This is a genomic window from Marivita sp., assembly GCF_020055635.1.
Taxonomy (GTDB): Bacteria; Pseudomonadota; Alphaproteobacteria; order Rhodobacterales; family Rhodobacteraceae; genus Marivita.
Window position 1 is genome coordinate 1 of record NZ_JAIPUT010000061.1, and the last position, 19,922, is coordinate 19,922.

The following is a 19,922-nucleotide window of genomic DNA, read 5'->3' on the forward strand; positions in this document are numbered from 1 at the left end:
GCAGCCCTGGTCCACCGGCATCACGCTTCAGGTGCTGCCCAAGACCAATGTGGACGAGATCCCGATCCTCGCGCCGGGCTATGGCTTTTCGCCGATGGCCGATGGCACGGTCTTCCAGTGGGCGTTCAACATGCCCGCCGGCTATTGGGACGCCGCCGACATGATCGTCCAGCACCTCGAGAACGAGGGAGGATCCCTGGAAGGCAAGAAGATCGCGTTCCTGCACCTGGATCACCCGTTCGGCAAGGAGCCGATTCCGGTCATGGAAATGCATGCCGAGGGCAAGGGTTTCGAGCTTCTGCCGATCCCGGTCGGTCTCAAGGAAATGCAGAACCAGTCGGCACAATGGCTGCAAATCCGTCGTGAACGTCCCGACTATGTTGTGATGTGGGGCTGGGGCGCGATGAACGCCGGGGCCATCACCGAAGCGGTCAAGACCAAGTTCCCGATGGAAAACTTTGTCGGCGTCTGGTGGGCCGGTCATGATGCAGACCTCCGGCTCGTTGGCGAAGAGGGCAAGGGCTACAAGTCGATCTCCTGGTCCTTCCCGAACATGGACGCGCCGTTGATGAAGGACATCAAGGAACGTGTCATCGACGCGGGCCTGAGCCAGACCAATGACGAGGAAATGCAGGGCGTGTTCTATGGCCGTGGTCTCGTGATGTCGGCGATCCTCGCCGAGGGCATCAAGAACGCGCAGGAAAACTTCGACACTGCCGAGATCAGCCCGACGCAGCTGCGCTGGGGTCTGGAAAACATCAACCTGACCGAAGAGCGGATTGCAGAACTGGGCATGGAAGGCATGGTGCCGCCGTTCTCGACCTCCTGCGCCAACCACACCGGACATTCCGGTGGCTGGATGCTCGAATGGGACGGGGCCAAGTTCGTCAAGGCGTCTGACCTGCTCAAGCCGAATGTCGATGCCTATGCCGACCTGATCGAAGAGGCGGCGGCGGAATATGCCAGCTCGAACGCGCCTTGGGACATGAACGAAGAGTGCTCGGTCAGCAACTAAGACCGCACCGTACCCCCGGCGGCGCAGCGTGTCGCCGGGAGTTTCCCTGAAATTTTATCACTTGGTAAAATCATGCTGGATGCCGGACGCACGAACGAGACCCTGCTTGAGGTCAACAATATCGAGGTGATCTACAATCACGTGATCCTCGTTCTGAAAGGTGTAAGCCTGTCGGTGAAGAAGGGCGGCATCACGGCCCTTCTGGGCGGCAATGGCGCAGGCAAGACCACGACGCTCAAGGCGATCTCCAACCTGCTGCACTCGGAACGGGGCGAGGTCACAAAGGGGTCGATCCTCTACGAGGGCGAGCGCGTGCAGGACCTCGACCCGGCGGCGCTGGTCAAGCGCGGCGTGATCCAGGTGATGGAGGGCCGGCACTGTTTCGGTCACCTTACGGTCGAGGAAAACCTGCTGACCGGCGCCTATACGCGCAAGGATGGCAAGGCCGCGATCCAGAACGACCTCGAACTGGTCTATTCCTATTTTCCACGCCTCAAGGAACGCCGCAAAAGCCAGGCGGGCTATACCTCGGGCGGCGAACAGCAGATGACGGCGATCGGACGCGCGCTGATGTCGCGGCCAAAGACGATCCTACTCGACGAGCCGTCGATGGGGCTCGCGCCGCAGCTGGTCGAACAGATTTTCGAGATCGTGAAATCGGTGAACGAGAACGAAGGCGTGTCCTTCCTTCTGGCCGAACAGAACACCAACGTCGCGCTGCGCTATGCACATGAAGGCTACATTCTGGAAAATGGCCGTGTCGTGATGGACGGCCCCGCGTCCGAACTGCGCGAGAACCAGGACGTCAAGGAATTCTACCTCGGCGTGTCCGACGAGGGCCGCAAATCCTTCCGCGACGTGCGCAGCTATCGCCGCCGCAAGCGCTGGCTGGCGTGATGCATCCTTCCCACCTGATCTGTACAAACAAGGCCGAATTGCCATGACCACCCATTTCGATGATCTGGAAACCCGAAGCGCCGACCAACGCGCGGCGGATCAGCTTGCGGCGCTCAACGCGCTCTTGCCGTCGCACGGGATCGACCCGCTGAACGACCTGTCCGACCTTGCAACCTTGCCGGTGCTGCGCAAATCCGACCTGAGCCAGCGGCAAAAGAACAAGCCACCGTTCGGTGGGCTTCCGGTGTCGAACCTCGCGCATGTCTTCCAGTCGCCGGGGCCGATCTATGAACCCGGTGGCGTCAGCCGCGACTGGTGGCGCATGGGGCGCTTCCTGCATGCCGCAGGCTTTGGCACCACCGATATCGTGCAGAACTGCTTTGGCTACCACCTGACCCCGGCGGGCATGATCTTTGAAAACGGCGCGCGGACCGTGGGCGCGGTGGTCCTGCCTGCGGGCACCGGCCAGACCGAGCTTCAGGTGCAGGCAGCGCATGACCTTGGTGTCACGGCCTATGCGGGCACGCCGGATTACCTCAAGGTGATCCTCGAAAAGGCCGACGAGATGGGTGTCACGCTGGGCATCGTCAAGGCGGCGGTGTCGGGCGGCGCGCTTTTCCCGTCATTGCGCGACTGGTACGCGGATCGCGGGATTTCCTGCCTGCAATGCTACGCCACCGCCGATGTCGGCCATATCGCCTACGAGACCCCGGCGATGGAAGGCATGGTGATCGACGAAGGCGTGATCGTGGAAATCGTCACCCCCGGCACCGGCGACCCGGTGGCGATGGGCGAGGTGGGTGAAGTGCTGGTCACGTCGCTCAACGCCGATTACCCGCTCGTGCGCTTTGCCACGGGGGATCTCAGCGCGATGATGCCGGGGCAAAGCCCTTGTGGCCGAACCAATGGCCGCATCAAGGGCTGGATGGGCCGCGCCGACCAGACCACCAAGATCAAGGGCATGTTCGTGCGCCCCGAACAGGTCGCCGCCCTCGTGGCGAAACATGCCGAGATCGACCGCGCCCGCATCGTCGCCAGCCGCGATGGCGAGATGGACGTGATGACCGTGCGGATCGAGACCAGGTCGCAGGATTCCGCCCCGTTCGAGACCAGCATCGTCGAGATGCTCAAGCTCAAGGGGCGCGTCGAACTGGTGCCGCCGGGAGCCTTGCCGCGCGACGGCCTGGTGATCGAGGACGTGCGCGTCTACGACTGACCCGGAGGCAGGGGGCTCTGGCCCATATCGGCCGCGCTATTGGATAACCTGGCGTTTTCATGTGTTACTCTGCCCAAGTGACGGAGGATACACCTATGAAACGATTGGCCCTTTCGCTGAGCGCGACACTGATTCTGGCCGGACCGGCGCTGGCAGACAGCGATCTGCTGATCATCGGCAACAGCGATGCAAGCGTGCTGCAAAGGCTGACCGGCAGCGGCGATCTGGACAGCCTGCGCAACGGATTCGAATCCCGCGGGGCCGAGGTGGGTCTGGTGTCGGGCGCCGACGGTCCGACGATGCGCACTGCATTCCGCGATTTTGTCGCGGGGCTGGATGCCACCACCATCGATGTGGGCATCCTGCTGACCGGAGAATTCGTGTCGACCGTGGCTGGCAGCTATCTCTTGCCCTCGGGCATGCAGGACGTGTCTCTTGGCGCGGTGCTGACCGAGGGCTTCCCGCTTGATGCCGCCTACGCCATCGCGGCGCAGTATCCCGGTCGCGCCCTCATCGTGCTGGGCGAGGTCGAGAGCGACCGCAACTTACCCGACGCCCTGTCGGAAACCCTGCCTCTGCGCGATGTCCCGCAGGGCGTCACGGTGGCGGTCGGACCGGCGGGCGACGCGGTTCGATTCGTCCGCAACCTGTCCGACGCCACCGGTGACGATGTGTTGCCGCTGGCGCGGTCGGCCGGATTGAGCCTGCAAGGCTTCGTGCCGCGCGACCTGCCGCTTTTCGCAGGGCAGGACGTGACCCTGCCGCAAGTGACGCCCGAGACCGCCGACGAGGATCGCTCCGCGGAAGATGACGCAGCATGGCAGCAAGCCCTGAGTGCGGACACCGAGGCCGGCTACGAAACCTACCTGGCGGCGTTCCCCGAAGGCAGCCATGCGGGCGAGGCGCGGCAGCGTCTGACCACCATCCGGAGCGAGCCGTTCTACCGCGAGAAACAGGCCGAAGCCGATCTTGCCCTGTCGCGGGATGCCCGCCGCGAGATCCAGCGCGACCTGTCGCTTCTGGGCTACAACACGCGCGGCATCGACGGCATTTTCGGCCGTGGCACACGCGGGGCGGTGACGGCGTGGCAAAATGACAACGGGGCGACGGCGTCGGGATACCTGAACGCGGACCAGATCGCGCGGCTCGATGCGCAGGCCGAACGCCGCGCTGCCGAGTTGGAAGAAGAGGCGCGCGAAAGACGCGCAGAGCTGGAACGCCAGGACCGCACCTTCTGGTCCGAGACCGGGGCGCAGGGCGACGAGCCGGGCTATCGCGCCTATCTCAAGCGCTTTCCCGACGGGATCTACGCCGAAGAGGCGCAGTCGCGGCTGGACGCCATCGAAGAGCAGCGCCGCGCGCAGGCCGAGGATCAGGACCGCCGCCGCTGGCAGGCGGCCCGCGACACCGACACCGAAGCAGCCTATCGCGCCTACCTGGCGGACCGGCCCGACGGCGCCTTTGTTGAGGAGGCGCGCGCGCGGATCGACTATTTCGACCGCAATTCGGAAGACAGGGCGATCCGTGAACGGGCGCAATCGGAAGAGGCCGCACTTGGGCTGAACGATGCCGCGCGCCGCCTGGCCGAAGCGCGCCTGGCCGATCTGGGGCTGAACCCGGGGACCGTGGACGGCACCTTCGACGAAGACGCCCGCCGGGCGATCCGGCGCTACCAGGACGCGCGCAATCTTCGGGTGTCGGGGTATCTCGATCAGGCCACGGTGGTGCGGTTGATGGCGGACACGATCCTGCGCTGACGGCGCGGCATCAGTCGAGATCGGTCCAGGGCCAGGGCTTCACGTTGCTGGCCGCCGTCTGATAGCGCGCGGCCTTGGCGATCCAGATGCCAAGATCGGTGCCGAATTCCGCCAGCCGGTCGTTCGGCTGCTTGTTGTTCACCAGCATGATGACGAACTGCACGATGGTCATGACGCCCAGCACCGTCTGCGCCACCGAAATCATGATGGCGATCAGGATCATGTAAAGCAGCCGTTCCGGCAGGCTGTCGGTTTTGCTCGGCTCATCCTGTTCGCCGTTCAGGCGGCCGGACACTTTGTCTTCTTCAGAGGACGACATTGTGGCGCTCCTTCCGTGTCGCACGATTTGCGGCGAGTATATCGTGTCCTGACCGCAAGCGCTAACGCGCATTGTCTTGGAACGTGGATTGCCATTGCCCCGTTCGAGATCTTTGTCACAGCGGGCGTGGCCTGCTAGGTATCGATCTCAATCGAGATAATATCGGGTTCAAACATGCCGCTCGCTCTTTACACATTCGGCATGTTCGCAAAACCGGCCGACGATGCGGTCAATGACGGGTTTTATGAACTCAATGATCCCATTTTCGAGAATGTCGATAAAGCAAGCGGCCTCATCGCGCGATCCGGCTACGCATCCGATCCCGGTCCCAATCCCTGGGGGGCCGAAGTGTATCCCAGGTTTTACCAAGATAGAGGCGACGGATGGTCCCCCGCCACACTTTCGCTTTGGACCGATTTGGAGGCGCTTTTTGCCTTCACGTATTTCGGCTTGCATTCCGAAGCCCTCAAACGGGGTCGGGAATGGTTTGTCAGCCCTGATTGGCCACCTTTGGTGATGTGGTGGCATCTTGATCGCGGCTATCCAACTTGGTCTGAAGGTGTCGAACGACTTGAGCAATTGCACGACCACGGATCGAAGCCGACGGCGTTCACTTTCAAAGAGCCATTCGACCAATTCGGTGCGAAGACCAAACTTGATAAATCACGTATCCAGGCGCTTCGGACCTGAGATTTTTCCTGTTCAAGCCAAATTGCCGCTGCGTTTCCGCGTTGTCGCCCAGAAATTCGAATCAAGAGCGCAAAAACAAAAAAGCCGCCCACGTGGGACGGCTTTCTCGCAATATCTGCAGTTTCCGCTTAGCCCTGACGGGCTTTGAACCGGCGCTGCGTCTTGTTGATGACGTAGACGCGGCCCTTGCGGCGCACAACGCGGCAGTCGCGATGGCGGTTCTTCAGCGAACGAAGCGAGTTCTTGACCTTCATGGGGTCTCTCCTCTTATCGCGGCGCGCGAGCGCCCTTTTGGTTGCGGATGCCCCGAGCCGAAGCCCGGGACGGCGAATTCAATGGTGGGCGATACAAGGTTCGAACTTGTGACCCCTTCGATGTCAACGAAGTGCTCTACCACTGAGCTAATCGCCCTTTGACCCTTTGCGATTCACCCGCCCCAAATAAAAGGGGCGCGTCAAACCGCGCCGGTGGAGCGGTCTATAAAAGGAGTCGGAACCGGGATCAAGGGCTTTTGGTCAGGGAAAAAATCAGTCTATGTTGGTTTATACGGAGAGCCCATGCCAGACGTCGCATATCATCTTGTTCAACCCGAAGCCCACACATCGCGGGTGGTGTTCGCGTCGCCGCATTCCGGGCGCGACTACAGCTGGAATTTCCTGCGCTACACGGCTCTTGACGAACTGACCATCCGGTCGTCCGAAGATGCGTTTGTCGACCGCTTGTTCGACTGTGCGCCGCAATTCGGCGCGCCTTTCCTCAGGGCCGGCGCGCCGCGGGCGTTCATCGATCTCAACCGGTCGTCCGAGGAACTGGACCCCGCGCTGATCGAAGGCGTGCGGCGGCAGACCCACAATCCGCGTGTCGCCTCGGGGCTGGGCGTCGTGCCGCGTGTCGTGGCGAACGGACGCCCGATCTACCAGGGCAAGCTGACCCTGGCCGAGGCAGAACGCCGCATCGCGCAATTCTGGCATCCTTATCATGCGCAGCTGCGCAAGCTGATGAACACGGCCCATGACCGGTTCGGCGAAGCGATTCTGATCGATTGCCATTCGATGCCGCGCGAGGCGCTTGATGGCGTCGCCAAGGCATCGTCGCGGCGGCCGCAGATCGTGTTGGGGGACCGGTTCGGCGCCTCGGCAAGCCAGACCGTGGTCGACCAGATCGAAGCGGCCTTCGCCGATGCGGGGCTTGTCGTGGCGCGCAACACGCCATTCGCCGGGGCCTATATCACGCAGGCCTACGGGCGGCCGTCCAGAGGCCAGCACGCTGTTCAGATCGAGATCGACCGGTCGCTCTACATGAACGAGCGCGACGTGCGGCCAAACGCGAATTTCCACAATTTCCGCAAGCTGCTGCGCAGCATCATCGCCGAGATCGCCGCCACCGGTCAGGCCGATGACATGCCGCTGGCCGCCGAATAGCGCTCAGTCGAAGAGCTGCTTCAGCTTGGTCCTGAGCGCCCCGTCCTCGGGGATCGCCAGGCGCACCGGCACCGTCAGCACCTTCATCCGGTAGCTTTGCGGCAGGCGCACCGCGTCCTTTTCGGTCGTGACCAGCTGCGCCCCGGCCGCCTGCGCGTCCTTTTCAAGCCGGGTGAGCAAGGCCGGTGTCAGCGCCTGGTGGTCGTCAAGCGCGCGGGTTTCCACTAGATCGACTCCGAGCTCGTTCAGCGTGTGGAAGAACTTGGCGGGATGGCCGATCCCGGCAAAGGCGAGGCAGCGCACGCCTTCCCAGTCCATGCCGGTTTGCAGCGGCGCCAGGTGGCCGGTGACGTGCGGCAGCGAAATCTGCGCGCCCCACGTCGTCGCGAACTGTCCCTGCGCGGCCTCGGGTCCGATGGACAGGACAAGATCGGCGCGCGCCATCGCCGCCCCGACCGGTTCGCGCAACGGTCCCGCCGGGATGCACCGCCCGTTGCCGAAGCCCCGCGTCGCGTCCACCACGATCAGCGAAAGATCCTTGTGCAGGCTCGGGTTCTGCAACCCGTCATCCAGCAGGATGACCTCTGCACCCTCCTGCACAGCCGCTCTTGCCCCGGCGGCGCGGTCCTTGGCGACCCAGACCGGACCGAAGGCTGCAAGCAGCAAGGGCTCGTCGCCCACCTCCTGCGCCGAATGGGCGCGCGGATCGACCCGGACCGGACCGGTCATCGACCCGCCATGGCCGCGCGACACGACATGCGCTGCCTTTCCCATCTGGTCGAGCATCTGCATCAGGAAAATGACGGTCGGCGTCTTGCCTGTCCCGCCCGCGTTGACATTGCCGACACAGATCACCGGAACCCCGGCCCGAAATGCGGTGCCGCGGCGCAGGCGACGCGCGGTCAGCGCGGCGTAGACCGCTCCCAGGGGGGCCAGCAGCCGGGCCCGCAGCCCGGGCGCGTCCGGCGGCGCGTCCCAGAACAATGGCGGCCTCATCGGGGAGCCTCCATTGCGTCGAGCCATTCATTGACCTGGTCGAGGATCAGGTCTGCGGTTTCCGCCCCCGCAGACACCACGGTCCACCCGGCATGGGCCATTGCGGCGGCCCGGTCGGGCGCGATCAGATGCGAGACAGCGGCGCTGAGCGATTCCATGTCTTTCACGATACGCGCCGCACCGGCTGCCACAAGGCGGGAATATTCGTCCAGATGCCGCCCGACATTGGGGCCGTACAGGATGGCCGATCCCAGCGCGGCAGCCATCATCGGAGAATGACCTCCCGTCTTGCCCGCCAGCGATCCACCCAGAAAACACAAGGGCGCCAGTCGATACCAGAGGCCCAGTTCGCCGTCGTCCCCCGCCAGAAGAACCTGCGTGTTCTCATCCGGCATGTCGCCATGCTCCCAACGGGCGAGGCGAAGACCCACTTCCTGGCACTGCTCGGCCAGGAACGGTTCGTCATCGGGATCGGACGGCACGATCACAAGCAGCAACCGGTGCGCGAGCCGGGCTGCTCGCCGGTGGGCGCGCAGGATGGCGTCGGCCTCGTCGCGATGGATGTTCGCCCCGAGCCAGACCGGACGTCCGGCCAGCAGCGCGGTCAGCTCCTCGTGCAGCCCGTCATGGCTGGACAGCGGGAAGATCTCGGGCTCGAGTGGCGAGGCGACCTCGACCCGGTTGTCGGGCACGCCGAGACGGCGCAGGCGCGTTGCGGCCGTCTGATCCTGGGCGAGAATGCTGTGGAACAGGCCAAGCGCGCCTGCCGAGGCGTCGGGCAGAAACCGCTTTGACGGTTGCCGCCACGGGGCGTCGGCGGCATCGACCAGCAGCAGATGTGTGCCGCGCTTTGCAGCCTCGTGAATGAGCGCGGGGCGCAGGCCATTGCCGGCCCAGACCATCATGTCAGGCTGCCAGTGGTCGAGAAACCGATGAATGTCGCCGAGCGCTTCGTTGGGCGGCGCGGCGACAACATGATCGTCAAGCAGGAACCCCTCGGATTGCGCCGCGTCGCAGGTCAGCAACAGCGAGAAATCGGACCGCTGGTTGCGCAACCTCTGCAGCAACGTCAGAAGCGTTTCCAGGCGCGTCCGGGTGTCGCTGTGCAGGCACAGCAGGGGCCCCTTGGGGCGATCCGGCCAGGGCGGCGCGTCGGCGGCAGGGCGATCATTGCCCCGTGCCAGCGCCAGATACGCGGTCAGACTGAACGGCCTGCGCGCCAAATGGTCAGTCCTGCGCCTCGGGGTTGGACGTGCTCGCATCGATCAGCGTCTGCAAATCCCCTACGAAATAGCGCATATGCGCGTTGTCCACCGTCCGCTGCGCTTCGGTTTTCCAGGCTTCCAGGGCAGATTGGCGGTCGCGAAATATGCCGACGACATGGATGTCATCGGGGTTCTTGAATTCGTTTCCCGAGGGGTCGACCAGTTCTCCGCCAAAGACGATGTGCAGGTGCTGGGACATGGGGTGTTCCTTCCTTGCTGCGGTGCAGCCAACCTAAGTGGCTCGGATCGCGGGTCAAGCCGATTACGGCAGCCTTTGCGAGATCAGCGCCTTGATCGCGCGGGCGTGTTCAGCCGTGGCGCCGCACACGTCTCCGGTCAGCGCGGTCGCGCGCTCCATCAGCGCATCGGCCTCTGTCACTTCGTCGATCAGCCCCCAGGTCAGGGCCTCCTGCGTGAGGATTTTCTGTCCCGCCATCAGAATCAACTTGGCGCGGGACGGGCCCACAAGCGCCGCGAGCCGAGCCGGATCGGAGGGCTGCGGCAGGAAGCCCAGCTTCATCACCGGGTAGAACACCTTGGTGCCGGGCACGGCGATGCGCAAATCGCAGGCGAGAACCATCCCCATCGCGCCGCCGGCCACCGTGCCGTTGAGCGCGGCAATGGTCAGGCCGGGATGCCGCGCGATGGCCCCCGACAGCCGTTCCCATAGCGGGCTGGTCGCCAGACCGGCCTTGGCCGCCTCGAGGTCGGCCCCGGCGGAAAACACCTTGCCCACGCCCGTGAGGATCACCGCGCGACAGGTGCGGGCGTCCTCGACGCCCTGGCACAGCGCATCCAGCATGTCGGCAGTCAGCGAATTGGCCTTGTCCGGACGGTTGATCGTCAGGACGCACAGCGTGCCGTCATTGTGAATCTCGATCACGTCAGGCCCACCTTCTGGCGGATGGCTTCGTCGCGCAGCGAGATTTCCTCGCCCAGATAGGCGTCGGCCTCGGGTCCGCACATCCACAACAGCGTGCGGGCGGGCCAGTCGGCCGGAATGTGGTCGGACCAGTCAAGCTGGCTGACCGGGTTGATGCCGCTGGCCTTGATCTCGCGTTGCATCTGGGTGGCCACGGTGCCGGGCGACAGGCCCATGGCGCGGATGCCTTTTTCCGCCATCTCCTTGTGCAGGCACATGGTCAGCATCGCCGCCCCGGCCTTGGACGCGCAATAATGCGACCAGGCCTCGACCGGCCCGTGCGCCGCGCCCGAACTGACGGTCAGGATCGTGCCGCCGCCGGCGCGCTCCATCACCGGGAGGGCGGCGCGCATGCCGTGGAAGACACCCTTGAGGTTGATGTCGATGACCTGGCCCCAGCCGTCGGGATCGGCCTCGTCCATGCGGGCGATGGGTTCGATCACGCCGGCGTTGTTGATCAGGATATCGAGGCCCCCGAATGCGGTGACACAGTTTTCGACGGCCTGCGCGACCTCCCAGTAACGGCTGATGTCGCAGGGGATCGCCACGGCGCTCTTGCCGATTTCTCCGGCGAGATCGGCAATGCTGTCGGCGCTGCGGGCCAGAAGCGCGACATTCGCCCCGGCCTTGGCAAGAACCCGCGCAGCCTCGGCGCCGATGCCGCGGCTTGCGCCGGTGATCAGCGCGGTCTTTCCGGTCAGATCGGTCATGGAGGGCCCTCCTTCTGTTCACAGCACTGCTACTTCGGACTTTCCCCGAGGTCCACCCACTTGACCCTGTCGGGCAGGCGTCCGAAGCTGCAATCGGGAATTTGACCAAAGGATACCGCCATGCCGCGCCTTTTACGCCTGTCCACCTGCTCCGTGTTTGCCCTTGGCATCGCGTCCGGCCCCGCCTTCGCCGACCTGACGGCCCAGCAGGTCTGGGACGGCCTGAACTCGGCGATGCAGGGCTTCGGCTATTCCGTCAGCGCGACCGAGACCGCCGCCGCCGACGGGCTTGATGTGACCGATGTCGTGATGCGGGTCACGGACCCCGAGGAAAACAGCACCGTTTCGGTGCAGATGGAGGCGATCGACCTTGTCGAAAACGACGACGGGTCGGTATCGATGGTCTTCCCGCGCTCCATGCCGATCCGGATCGAGGCCGCGCCCGAAGACGAGGATGCGGTGAACATGACGCTCGACTACGCCAATGACGGGCTCGAGATCGTGGTCTCGGGCGACCCCGGGGCGATGACCTACCGCTACAGCGCCAACCAGCTTGCGGTTTCCCTGACCGAACTGATCGTCAACGGAGAGGAGCTTGGCCGCGAGGCCGCGCGGTTCGACTTCGTGCTGGACGACGTGTCGGGCAGCACGACCACCGAAACCTCGGACGGCACCACGATTACCCAGGACGTCCAGACGCGCGCGGCCAGCTACGACCTTGCGTTCAATGACCCCGAAAGCGAGGACGCGGCGCTGTTGTCGGGCTCGATGCAGGCGCTGTCGGTCGCGAGCGCGGCCACCTTGCCCGAAGGCTTCGACCCGTCGGACGCGCAAAGCCTGATGTCCGGGGGATTCTCGGCCAGCGGGACATTGGGATACGAGGACGGCCAGTCCCAGTTCGCGGCCACCGACGACAGCGGCACCACCTCGGGCACGACACGGACAGGCGCGGTTCAGCTCGAATTCGACATGGACACCACCGCGGTGCGTTACGACGTGTCGGCCACCGACCAGGCCGTCACGCTGTCGGGGCCGGACATGCCGGTGCCGGTGGATGTCAGCATGGCAGAATCGTCCTTCAACATCAGGCTGCCGATCGCCGAATCCGAGACCCCGCAGGACATGGCGTTCGGATTGAACCTGCGCGGGTTCGAAATGTCGGACCTGCTCTGGAACATCTTCGATCCCGGTGCCGCCCTGCCGAGGGATCCGGCGACCATCGCGCTTGACCTGACCGGCAAGGTGACACCCTCGGTCAACCTCTTCGATCCGACGGCAATGGCCCGCATCGAAGCGACCGGACAGCCGCCCGGAGAGCTCAATTCGCTGACCCTGAACGATCTGACGGTCGAGGCCGCCGGGGCAAAGCTGGAAGGCAGCGGGTCCTTCACCTTCGACAATGACGACCTTCAGACCTTTGGCGGCTTCCCGCGCCCGACGGGCAACGTGGATCTGACCATCAACGGGGCCAACACGCTGATCGACAAGCTGATCGGGATGGGTTTGCTGACCTCCGAAGACGCCATGGGCGCGCGGATGATGATGAGCATGTTCGCCGTGCCGGGCGAGGGGGCGGACAGCCTGAAATCGTCGCTCACGATCAACGAGCAGGGGCATGTCCTTGCAAACGGGATGCGGATCCAGTGACAGCGCCGGGTGGGGCCTGTCCCCGCCCGGTCCTATCAGGCCATCAGGTCCGGCAGTTCGCCGTTCAGGCCCGCCGCCTCGCGGATGAAAGCCCGCCGCGCACCCGGGATCGCGTTGATCGCCGCCATGCCAAGGTCGCGGCCCGCGCGCAGGATAGGGTTGTCGTTTGAAAACAGTCGGTTGAACAGGTCAGTCGCGGTCAGCAGGGTGGCGGTGTCGAACCGCCGCCATTGCTCGTACCGCGCCAGCACCTGCGGGCTGGCGAAATCCTCGCCCCGCCGCACCGCGTGACCGATCACATGCGCGAGCGCCGCGACATCGCGCAGCCCGGCGTTGAGCCCTTGCCCCGCAATCGGGTGCATCCCGTGTGCGGCGTCGCCCACCAGCGCCAGCCGATCCGCGATGAACCGGTTCGCCACGGTCAGGCCGAGCGGGTAGGTGAACCGCTCTCCGGCCAGTGAAATCTTGCCCAGGAAATCGCCGAAACGCGGGCGCAGCACTGCGAGGTAGTCCTCCTCGGACAAGGCACTGATCTCTTCGGCCAGCCCCTTGCGCTCGCTCCAGACGATCGACGACCGGTTGCCGGTCAGCGGCAGGATCGCCAGCGGCCCGGCCGGCATGAAAAGCTGATGCGCCACGCCGCCATGCGGTTTTTCATGCGCAATCGCACAGACCAGCGCGGTTTGCGGGTAATCCCACGCGGTGCGCCGGATGCCCGCGCGCTGACCGGTGCCGCTTTGCCGGCCATCCGCCCCGACGATCAGCTTGCCGCCAAGCACCTCGCCCGATGCCAAGGTCACAGACGCGCCCGAGGCGCTCACCGCCTGATCCACAACCGTTTCACCCGCCAGATGCGTGATCGACGGTTCCGCCGCCATCGCCTCCAGCAAGGCGCGCCGCAGATAGCGGTCTTCGAGCATGTGGCCCATCGGGCCTTCCTCGATCTCGGCGCTGTTGAAATGCAGGCCAAGGAACGCCTCGGCATCCCCCGCGCGCCCGTCGCTGACCTTGATCTCGTGCATGGGCTGGGCATTTGCCTTCAACCCGTCCCAAAGCCCCAGCGCAATCAGCATCCGCACCGAGGCCAGCGCCAGCGCATAGGACCGCCCGTCGAAATTGTCGCTGCGCCGGGCGCCTTCCGGGCGGGCGTCGATGACGGTGCTGCTGAGACCCGCCTTGGCGGCGGCAAGGGCCAGCGTCGGACCGTTCAGGCCGCCGCCGACGATCAGGATATCTGAGGATGTGTTCATGTTGCGAAATATGGAAGCCCTGGCGGGATTGTCCATGCGCTTCTGTGCCGCTACCGTCGCGCCGAACGACAGGGCAGGGGAGACGACACATGAGCGCATGGCAGGGCATGACAGCCGCCGATCTGGGACGCGGCATTGACAGGGGCGAGGTCGATCCGGTCGATCTGACCCAGACCTTCCTCGATGCCATCGACGCGCATGAACACCGGGATCGCATCTATGCCCGCCTGACCCCCGACCGCGCCCTCGCCGAAGCCGGCGCCGCGCAGGAACGGGCGCGGCTGAAACTCCGCCGCTCGCCTCTGGACGGCGTGCCGATCAGCTGGAAAGACCTGTTCGACACGGCGGGCGTGGTCACCGAAGCCGGATCGAAACTGCTCGAAGGGCGCATTCCCGACGACGATGCCGAGGTGCTGCAAGCCGCCACGCATCAGGGCCTGGTCTGCCTGGGCAAGACCCATCTCAGCGAACTGGCGTTTTCCGGCCTTGGTCTGAACCCCAAGACCGCGACCGCGCCCAACTTTCACAACCCCGACAACGCACCTGGCGGGTCGTCCTCGGGGGCTGCGACATCGGTCGCCTTCGGGCTGGCACCGGCGGCCATCGGGTCGGATACTGGCGGGTCGGTGCGGGTGCCGGCGGCGTGGAACGACCTTGTGGGCCTCAAGACAACCTCCGGCGTGCTCAGCCTCAAGGGGGCGGTGCCGCTGGCGGCAAAATTCGACACGGTTGGTCCGTTGTGCAAATCGGTCGAGGATGCGGCGCTGCTCTTTGCGGTGATGAAAGGCGAACCCGCAATCGACCTTTCGCCCGCGTCGCTGCGCGGCACGCGCCTTGCCGTGTTGACCACTGTCGCTCTGGACGACCTGCGCGATGCGCCGCGCAAAAGCTTCGATCATGCGGTGCAGCGGTTCCGCGAGGCCGGGGCCGAGATCGTGGAGGTCGCGGTGCCCGAGGTTGCAGAGGTGATCACGCTGGCCCCGATTCTCTACAGCTCCGAAGCCTATGGCACCTGGAAAGACGTGATCGAGGCCAATCCGGAGGCGATGTTCGCCGAGATCCTCGCGCGGTTCCGATCCGGCAGGGATTTCTCCGCCGCCGATTACGTGGCCGCCTGGCACAAGCTGGACCGGTATCGCGCGGCCTATCTTCAGGCGACCGCCGGATTCGATGCGGTGCTGTGCCCGACCTGCCCGATCACCCCGCCAAATGTAGAGCGGTTGATGACCGATAGTGACTATTATGTCACGGAAAACCTGCTCACACTGCGCAACACACGGATCGGCAACATGATGGGCCTGTGCGCGCTGACGCTGCCGACGGGCATTCCGGCCTCCGGCGTGTCGCTGATGGCGGCGCCACGCGACGAACGGCGGCTGTTGCGGCTGGGGCTCGCGGCCGAAGCGGCACTGGCCTGAAGATTGGCCTTAAAGCCACAACGCTCTGATCTTCACGCTGTTTTTCTGGACGCGCTGCCACCGGCTATGTAATTTGACCCCAAAGAGGGCGCGAACGACCCTTGATCTGAGGCAGTATTGGCATGTTTCCCGAGCGGTTCTCGAACCTTCCGGCTTATGCGTTTCCGCGTCTGCGCGCCCTGTTGGACGTGCATGAACCGGGTGGGCCGGTGATTCACATGTCGATCGGAGAGCCGAAACACGCGTTTCCGGCGTGGATTTCGGATATCCTTGCGCAGAACATGGCCGGGTTTAACAAATACCCGCCGAACGAAGGCACCGCCGAATTGCGCGGCGCGATCCGCGACTGGGTGCAGCGGCGCTATGGCGTGGGCGTTGATGCCGACACGCAGGTCATGACGCTGAACGGCACCCGCGAGGGGCTTTACAACGCCGGCATGGCGCTTTGCCCCGAGACCAAGAATGGCGCGCAACCGGTCGTGCTGATGCCCAACCCGTTCTATCAGGTCTACCTGATCTCGGCGATTTCGGTCGCGGCAGAGCCGGTCTTCGTGAACGCCACCGAGGCGACGGGCCATCTGCCGGATTTCGACGGCCTGTCCGAAGACGTTCTGAACCGCACCGCGCTGGCCTATATCTGTTCGCCCGCCAACCCGCAGGGTGCCGTGGCCGACCGCGCCTACTGGGAACGGCTGATCGGCCTTGCCGAAAAGCACGATTTCCAGATCATCGCCGATGAATGCTACTCCGAGATCTACCGCGACATGCCCCCAGTGGGCGCATTGCAGGTGGCGCATGAGATCGGCGCCGACCCCGAGCGCGTGCTGATCTTTCATTCGCTGTCCAAGCGGTCGAACCTGCCGGGCCTGCGGGCGGGCTTCGTGGCCGGTGGCCCCGAATCGATCCGGCGTCTTCAGCAGTTGCGCAACTATTCCGGCGCGCCATTGCCCCTGCCGCTTCAGGCGGTGGCCGAGGCGGTCTGGCAGGACGAGGCGCATGTCGCGGATAACCGCGCGCTCTATGCCGAGAAATACGCCCTCGCCGACCGTATCCTGGGCAATGTGCCCGGCTACCGGTCGCCACAGGCGGGGTTTTTCCTGTGGCTGCCGGTCGAGGATGGCGAAGCGGCGGCGGTGAAGCTCTGGCGCGAAACCGGCGTCCGGGTGTTGCCCGGTGCATACCTGTCGCGCGACACCGAGGCCGGAAACCCCGGCCAAGGCTATATCCGGGTCGCCATGGTGGCCCCGAAAGACGAAACAGAACGCGGCCTGACGCAGATCAGGGACTGCCTTTACGGCGGTGAAGACCAATAAAGAGGCGAACGATGGCATATCAGGCGCGGGGGCGTGACCCCCTATTCGACAGCAACATGCAGGCTGCGATCGAGAAGCGTGGCAAGGAACTGGGTGGCTTTGTGCTCATGGCGCTGGGCGCGATGGCGGCTGCGCTGGTCTGGTCCTACGCGCCGCAGGACCCAAGCTGGCTGTCCGCCACCGATGCGCCGGTGCAGAACTGGCTGGGGCGTCCGGGGGCCTCGATTGCCGCGCCGCTGTTCATGATCGTCGGCTGGGCAAGCTGGGGCGTTGCGCTTGTCCTTCTGGTCTGGGGCGCGCGCTTTGCCCTGCACAAGGGGGAAGACCGCGCCATCACCTGCCTGATCTTCGCACCGATCTGGATCGCTCTGGCAGCTGTCTATGCCGCTGGCGTGCCGGAAACCGAGGCCTGGACCCACAGTTTCGGGCTGGGCGGGCTTTTTGGCGACATGATGATGGGGTCGATCCTGACGATCCTGCCGCTGGGCACCACCTTCGGTCTCAAGCTGGTGATGTTGCTTCTGGGCGGGTTGGTCATCGCGATGGGCGCCTTTGTTCTGGGCTTCACGAAACCCGAACTGGCGCGGATCGCGCGTTTCCTCGTGGTCGGCGTGATCATGGTCTACGCCACTTTGCTGGCGGCGCTGGGCAAAGGCGCGACCGGGGCAATCGGGGCTGCGCGCCAGATGCAGGCCAGGACGGCCGAACGCCGCGCCCTGCGCGCCCAGGAAGAGGCCGAGGCCGCCGAATGGGCCGCGGCGCAGGCAAGCATCCCGGATGAGCCGCGCGTGACCCGCGTCGCGCCGAAATCGCCGTCCGCGCTGCATGCAGAAGACAGCCTGGGCCGTGCGGACCCGGCCCCGGCGCAGAAAACCGGCTTCCTGTCGAAGATGCCCTCGCTCATCCGTCGGGCCGATCCGGAACCCGAACTGATCGAGACCTGGCCATCGGGAGACGTGCCCGAGACCCTGCCGGGTGATGACCGTGTTCGCGCCAAGATCGCCGACGCGATCAAGACCCGCGTGCGTCAGAACCCCGCCGTGATGTCCGCCATCGCAGCCCCGCTGACCAAGGGACGCGGGCGCGGCCCCGATCCGCTGATCTTCAAGCCCTCCGATGGCTTGCCGCCCGAACCGCCCGTCACCGCGCGCGCCGCGCCGCAGATGCGGGCCGAACCTCCGGTGACAGCCCCGAAGCCGACCTCCCGTCAGGTGCCGCCGCTGCCGGACATGCCCGATGAGCCCGAAGAGAACATTTTCGAGGACATGTCCGACTGGGACGATTACAGCGACGAACCGCAGGCGGCCTACACGCCTGTCCCGCAAGCCCCCGTGCCGCAGCCCGAGGCCAAAAAGGTGGTCCAGCAACCCCAGCGCAAGCCGGTCCAGCCTTCGAAGCGCGCGCAGGAGGAAGCCCAGCCCCGCCTGCAATTCGAAGACAAGGAGATCGATTACGACCTGCCGCCGCTTGGCCTGTTGATGGATCCGGCCACCATCGAACGTCACCATCTGAGCGACGAGGCGCTTGAAGAAAACGCCCGCATGCTCGAAGCGGTGCTGGACGATTACGGTGTCAAGGGCGAGATCGTGTCGGTCCGCCCCGGTCCCGTTGTCACGATGTACGAGCTCGAACCCGCGCCGGGCCTCAAGGCGTCCCGCGTGATCGGGCTGGCCGATGACATCGCGCGCTCGATGTCCGCGCTCTCTGCCCGTGTCTCCACCGTGCCCGGCCGCAGCGTGATCGGCATCGAACTTCCGAACGAAAAGCGCGAGATGGTCAGCTTCCGCGAGATCCTCTCGACCCGCGACTATGGCGACGGCAACCACAAGCTGCCGCTGGCGCTGGGCAAGGACATCGGCGGAGACGCGATGGTCGCCAACCTCGCCAAGATGCCCCACCTGCTGATTGCCGGGACCACCGGCTCCGGGAAATCCGTGGCAATCAACACGATGATCCTGTCGCTGCTCTACAAGCTGACGCCCGCCGATCTGCGGCTGGTGATGATCGACCCCAAGATGCTCGAACTGTCGGTCTATGACGGCATCCCGCACCTTCTGTCGCCGGTTGTGACCGACCCGAAAAAGGCGGTTGTCGCGCTGAAATGGGTCGTCGGTGAAATGGAGGACCGCTACCGCAAGATGTCCAAGATGGGCGTCCGCAACATCGACGGCTACAACAGCCGCGTCGCCGACGCGCTGAGCAAGAACCAGATGTTCGAACGCACCGTCCAGACCGGCTTTGACGACGAAACCGGCGAACCGATCTTCGAGACCGAGGAAATCCAGCCCGTCAAGATGCCCTATATCGTCGTCATCGTCGACGAGATGGCAGATCTGATGATGGTCGCGGGCAAGGAGATCGAGGCCTGCATCCAGCGCCTTGCGCAGATGGCGCGGGCGAGCGGAATCCATCTCATCATGGCGACGCAGCGTCCGTCCGTCGATGTCATCACCGGCACGATCAAGGCCAACTTCCCGACGCGGATCAGCTTTCAGGTCACGTCGAAGATCGACAGCCGCACGATCCTTGGCGAAATGGGCGCGGAACAGCTCTTGGGGCAGGGCGACATGCTCTACATGGCCGGTGGCGCCAAGATCACCCGCTGCCACGGCCCCTTCGTGTCCGACGAGGAGGTCGAGGAAATCGTCACCCATCTCAAGGCGTTCGGCCCACCCGAATATGTCGGTGGCGTGGTTCAAGGCCCGGAGGACGACAAGGCCGACAACATCGACGCGGTGCTGGGCCTCAACACCGGCGGCAACACCGACAGCGAAGACGCGCTTTACGATCAGGCCGTGGGCATCGTGGTCCGCGACCGCAAATGCTCGACCTCCTACATCCAGCGCAAGCTGGCGATCGGCTACAACAAGGCCGCGCGGCTGGTCGAGCAGATGGAAGACGAAGGCGTCGTGTCGGCGGCCAACCACGTCGGCAAACGCGAGATCCTGGTCCCCGAACAGTAAGGACCTGCCAATCCGGTCACAAAAACGGGTGCTGCTATCGCATAACGGCGCCTGTTTCTCCATATAGGGTCCAAGAGTTCCGAGCAGACAGGACCAAAGACCCCATGCGACTTCGATTCCTTG

The 19,922-nt window shown here is 64.8% G+C and carries 18 protein-coding genes and 1 tRNA gene; 10 read left to right on the forward strand and 9 right to left on the reverse strand.

Annotated features, from left to right (window positions below; genetic code table 11):
- The 4 genes from LCF60_RS19910 to LCF60_RS19925 all read left to right on the forward strand — a co-directional run.
- The coding region (locus tag LCF60_RS19910; protein WP_292294290.1) for an ABC transporter substrate-binding protein at positions 1 to 1,015 on the forward strand (1,015 nt) is incomplete at its 5' end.
- Between the two features lie 72 nt (positions 1,016 to 1,087).
- A complete protein-coding gene (locus LCF60_RS19915; RefSeq protein WP_292294291.1) occupies positions 1,088 to 1,912 on the forward strand; it encodes an ABC transporter ATP-binding protein in 825 nt (274 codons plus the stop codon).
- Positions 1,913 to 1,955: 43 nt separating this feature from the next.
- On the forward strand, positions 1,956 to 3,128 hold the full coding sequence (locus LCF60_RS19920) for an AMP-binding protein (protein ID WP_292294292.1): 1,173 nt from the start codon (positions 1,956 to 1,958) through the stop codon (positions 3,126 to 3,128).
- Between the two features lie 95 nt (positions 3,129 to 3,223).
- Positions 3,224 to 4,885, forward strand: coding sequence for a peptidoglycan-binding domain-containing protein (locus tag LCF60_RS19925; protein ID WP_292294293.1), 1,662 nt, complete (start codon positions 3,224 to 3,226; stop codon positions 4,883 to 4,885).
- A gap of 10 nt (positions 4,886 to 4,895) precedes the next feature.
- On the opposite strand, the gene LCF60_RS19930 is transcribed toward LCF60_RS19925, so the two are convergent.
- A complete protein-coding gene (locus LCF60_RS19930; protein WP_292294294.1) occupies positions 4,896 to 5,204 on the reverse strand; it encodes a DUF4389 domain-containing protein in 309 nt (102 codons plus the stop codon).
- Between the two features lie 174 nt (positions 5,205 to 5,378).
- On the opposite strand from LCF60_RS19930, the gene LCF60_RS19935 reads away from it, so the two are divergent.
- Complete coding sequence (locus tag LCF60_RS19935; RefSeq protein ID WP_292294295.1) at positions 5,379 to 5,894, forward strand: DUF3291 domain-containing protein; 516 nt, start codon at positions 5,379 to 5,381, stop codon at positions 5,892 to 5,894.
- 128 nt (positions 5,895 to 6,022) lie between these two features.
- Here the strand turns inward: LCF60_RS19935 and ykgO are convergent, their stop codons facing one another.
- Together ykgO and LCF60_RS19945 are read right to left on the reverse strand one after the other, a co-directional pair.
- On the reverse strand, positions 6,023 to 6,148 hold the full coding sequence (ykgO, locus tag LCF60_RS19940; protein WP_008562923.1) for a type B 50S ribosomal protein L36: 126 nt from the start codon (positions 6,146 to 6,148) through the stop codon (positions 6,023 to 6,025).
- 82 nt (positions 6,149 to 6,230) lie between these two features.
- A tRNA-Val gene (locus LCF60_RS19945) sits at positions 6,231 to 6,305 on the reverse strand.
- A 146-nt stretch (positions 6,306 to 6,451) separates the two neighbouring features.
- Here LCF60_RS19945 and LCF60_RS19950 point away from each other — a divergent pair.
- Positions 6,452 to 7,315: an N-formylglutamate amidohydrolase gene (locus tag LCF60_RS19950; protein ID WP_292294296.1), complete on the forward strand. Its 864-nt coding sequence runs from the start codon at positions 6,452 to 6,454 to the stop codon at positions 7,313 to 7,315.
- 3 nt (positions 7,316 to 7,318) lie between these two features.
- On the opposite strand, the gene lpxK is transcribed toward LCF60_RS19950, so the two are convergent.
- The 5 genes from lpxK to LCF60_RS19975 all read right to left on the reverse strand — a co-directional run bounded on the left by lpxK (position 7,319) and on the right by LCF60_RS19975 (position 11,208).
- On the reverse strand, positions 7,319 to 8,311 hold the full coding sequence (gene lpxK, locus LCF60_RS19955; RefSeq protein ID WP_292294297.1) for a tetraacyldisaccharide 4'-kinase: 993 nt from the start codon (positions 8,309 to 8,311) through the stop codon (positions 7,319 to 7,321).
- The gene (locus tag LCF60_RS19960) at positions 8,308 to 9,534 is read right to left on the reverse strand and encodes a glycosyltransferase N-terminal domain-containing protein (RefSeq protein ID WP_292294298.1); all 1,227 of its coding nucleotides are present in this window, start codon (positions 9,532 to 9,534) and stop codon (positions 8,308 to 8,310) included. The genes lpxK and LCF60_RS19960 overlap by 4 nt, the downstream gene beginning before the upstream one ends.
- A 4-nt stretch (positions 9,535 to 9,538) precedes the next feature.
- Positions 9,539 to 9,775 carry a DUF4170 domain-containing protein gene (locus tag LCF60_RS19965; protein ID WP_292294299.1) on the reverse strand — a complete coding sequence of 79 codons (237 nt, stop codon included), beginning with the start codon at positions 9,773 to 9,775 and terminating at the stop codon, positions 9,539 to 9,541.
- Between the two features lie 63 nt (positions 9,776 to 9,838).
- The gene (locus LCF60_RS19970; RefSeq protein WP_292294300.1) at positions 9,839 to 10,459 is read right to left on the reverse strand and encodes an enoyl-CoA hydratase/isomerase family protein; all 621 of its coding nucleotides are present in this window, start codon (positions 10,457 to 10,459) and stop codon (positions 9,839 to 9,841) included.
- Positions 10,456 to 11,208 carry an SDR family oxidoreductase gene (locus LCF60_RS19975; protein WP_292294301.1) on the reverse strand — a complete coding sequence of 251 codons (753 nt, stop codon included), beginning with the start codon at positions 11,206 to 11,208 and terminating at the stop codon, positions 10,456 to 10,458. Before LCF60_RS19975 ends, LCF60_RS19970 begins: the two co-directional genes overlap by 4 nt.
- Before the next feature lie 120 nt (positions 11,209 to 11,328).
- Between LCF60_RS19975 and LCF60_RS19980 the strand changes: the two genes are divergently transcribed.
- Positions 11,329 to 12,855 carry a DUF2125 domain-containing protein gene (locus LCF60_RS19980; protein WP_292294302.1) on the forward strand — a complete coding sequence of 509 codons (1,527 nt, stop codon included), beginning with the start codon at positions 11,329 to 11,331 and terminating at the stop codon, positions 12,853 to 12,855.
- Positions 12,856 to 12,890: 35 nt separating this feature from the next.
- Here LCF60_RS19980 and LCF60_RS19985 read toward each other — a convergent pair whose 3' ends face one another.
- Positions 12,891 to 14,141, reverse strand: coding sequence for a UbiH/UbiF/VisC/COQ6 family ubiquinone biosynthesis hydroxylase (locus tag LCF60_RS19985; protein WP_292294303.1), 1,251 nt, complete (start codon positions 14,139 to 14,141; stop codon positions 12,891 to 12,893).
- Positions 14,142 to 14,194: 53 nt separating this feature from the next.
- Here LCF60_RS19985 and LCF60_RS19990 point away from each other — a divergent pair, with 53 nt between their 5' ends.
- From LCF60_RS19990 to LCF60_RS20000, 3 genes are all read left to right on the forward strand, one after another.
- On the forward strand, positions 14,195 to 15,523 hold the full coding sequence (locus tag LCF60_RS19990) for an amidase family protein (RefSeq protein WP_292294304.1): 1,329 nt from the start codon (positions 14,195 to 14,197) through the stop codon (positions 15,521 to 15,523).
- Between the two features lie 122 nt (positions 15,524 to 15,645).
- Positions 15,646 to 16,836: an aminotransferase class I/II-fold pyridoxal phosphate-dependent enzyme gene (locus tag LCF60_RS19995; RefSeq protein WP_292294305.1), complete on the forward strand. Its 1,191-nt coding sequence runs from the start codon at positions 15,646 to 15,648 to the stop codon at positions 16,834 to 16,836.
- An 11-nt stretch (positions 16,837 to 16,847) separates the two neighbouring features.
- Positions 16,848 to 19,799: a DNA translocase FtsK gene (locus LCF60_RS20000; RefSeq protein ID WP_292294306.1), complete on the forward strand. Its 2,952-nt coding sequence runs from the start codon at positions 16,848 to 16,850 to the stop codon at positions 19,797 to 19,799.
- Positions 19,800 to 19,922 lie beyond the last annotated feature (123 nt).

Excerpts from the sequence above, each read along its gene's own strand:
- LCF60_RS19950 (WP_292294296.1), top strand. The coding sequence starts at position 6,452 with ATGCCAGACGTCGCATATCATCTTGTTCAACCCGAAGCCCACACATCG.
- LCF60_RS19990 (WP_292294304.1), top strand. The coding sequence starts at position 14,195 with ATGAGCGCATGGCAGGGCATGACAGCCGCCGATCTGGGACGCGGCATT.
- LCF60_RS19985 (WP_292294303.1), bottom strand. The coding sequence starts at position 14,141 with ATGGACAATCCCGCCAGGGCTTCCATATTTCGCAACATGAACACATCC.
- LCF60_RS19925 (WP_292294293.1), top strand. The coding sequence starts at position 3,224 with ATGAAACGATTGGCCCTTTCGCTGAGCGCGACACTGATTCTGGCCGGA.
- LCF60_RS19930 (WP_292294294.1), bottom strand. The coding sequence starts at position 5,204 with ATGTCGTCCTCTGAAGAAGACAAAGTGTCCGGCCGCCTGAACGGCGAA.
- lpxK (WP_292294297.1), bottom strand. The coding sequence starts at position 8,311 with ATGAGGCCGCCATTGTTCTGGGACGCGCCGCCGGACGCGCCCGGGCTG.
- LCF60_RS20000 (WP_292294306.1), top strand. The coding sequence starts at position 16,848 with ATGGCATATCAGGCGCGGGGGCGTGACCCCCTATTCGACAGCAACATG.
- LCF60_RS19965 (WP_292294299.1), bottom strand. The coding sequence starts at position 9,775 with ATGTCCCAGCACCTGCACATCGTCTTTGGCGGAGAACTGGTCGACCCC.
- LCF60_RS19995 (WP_292294305.1), top strand. The coding sequence starts at position 15,646 with ATGTTTCCCGAGCGGTTCTCGAACCTTCCGGCTTATGCGTTTCCGCGT.
- LCF60_RS19920 (WP_292294292.1), top strand. The coding sequence starts at position 1,956 with ATGACCACCCATTTCGATGATCTGGAAACCCGAAGCGCCGACCAACGC.
- LCF60_RS19980 (WP_292294302.1), top strand. The coding sequence starts at position 11,329 with ATGCCGCGCCTTTTACGCCTGTCCACCTGCTCCGTGTTTGCCCTTGGC.
- ykgO (WP_008562923.1), bottom strand. The coding sequence starts at position 6,148 with ATGAAGGTCAAGAACTCGCTTCGTTCGCTGAAGAACCGCCATCGCGAC.
- LCF60_RS19935 (WP_292294295.1), top strand. The coding sequence starts at position 5,379 with ATGCCGCTCGCTCTTTACACATTCGGCATGTTCGCAAAACCGGCCGAC.
- LCF60_RS19915 (WP_292294291.1), top strand. The coding sequence starts at position 1,088 with ATGCTGGATGCCGGACGCACGAACGAGACCCTGCTTGAGGTCAACAAT.
- LCF60_RS19975 (WP_292294301.1), bottom strand. The coding sequence starts at position 11,208 with ATGACCGATCTGACCGGAAAGACCGCGCTGATCACCGGCGCAAGCCGC.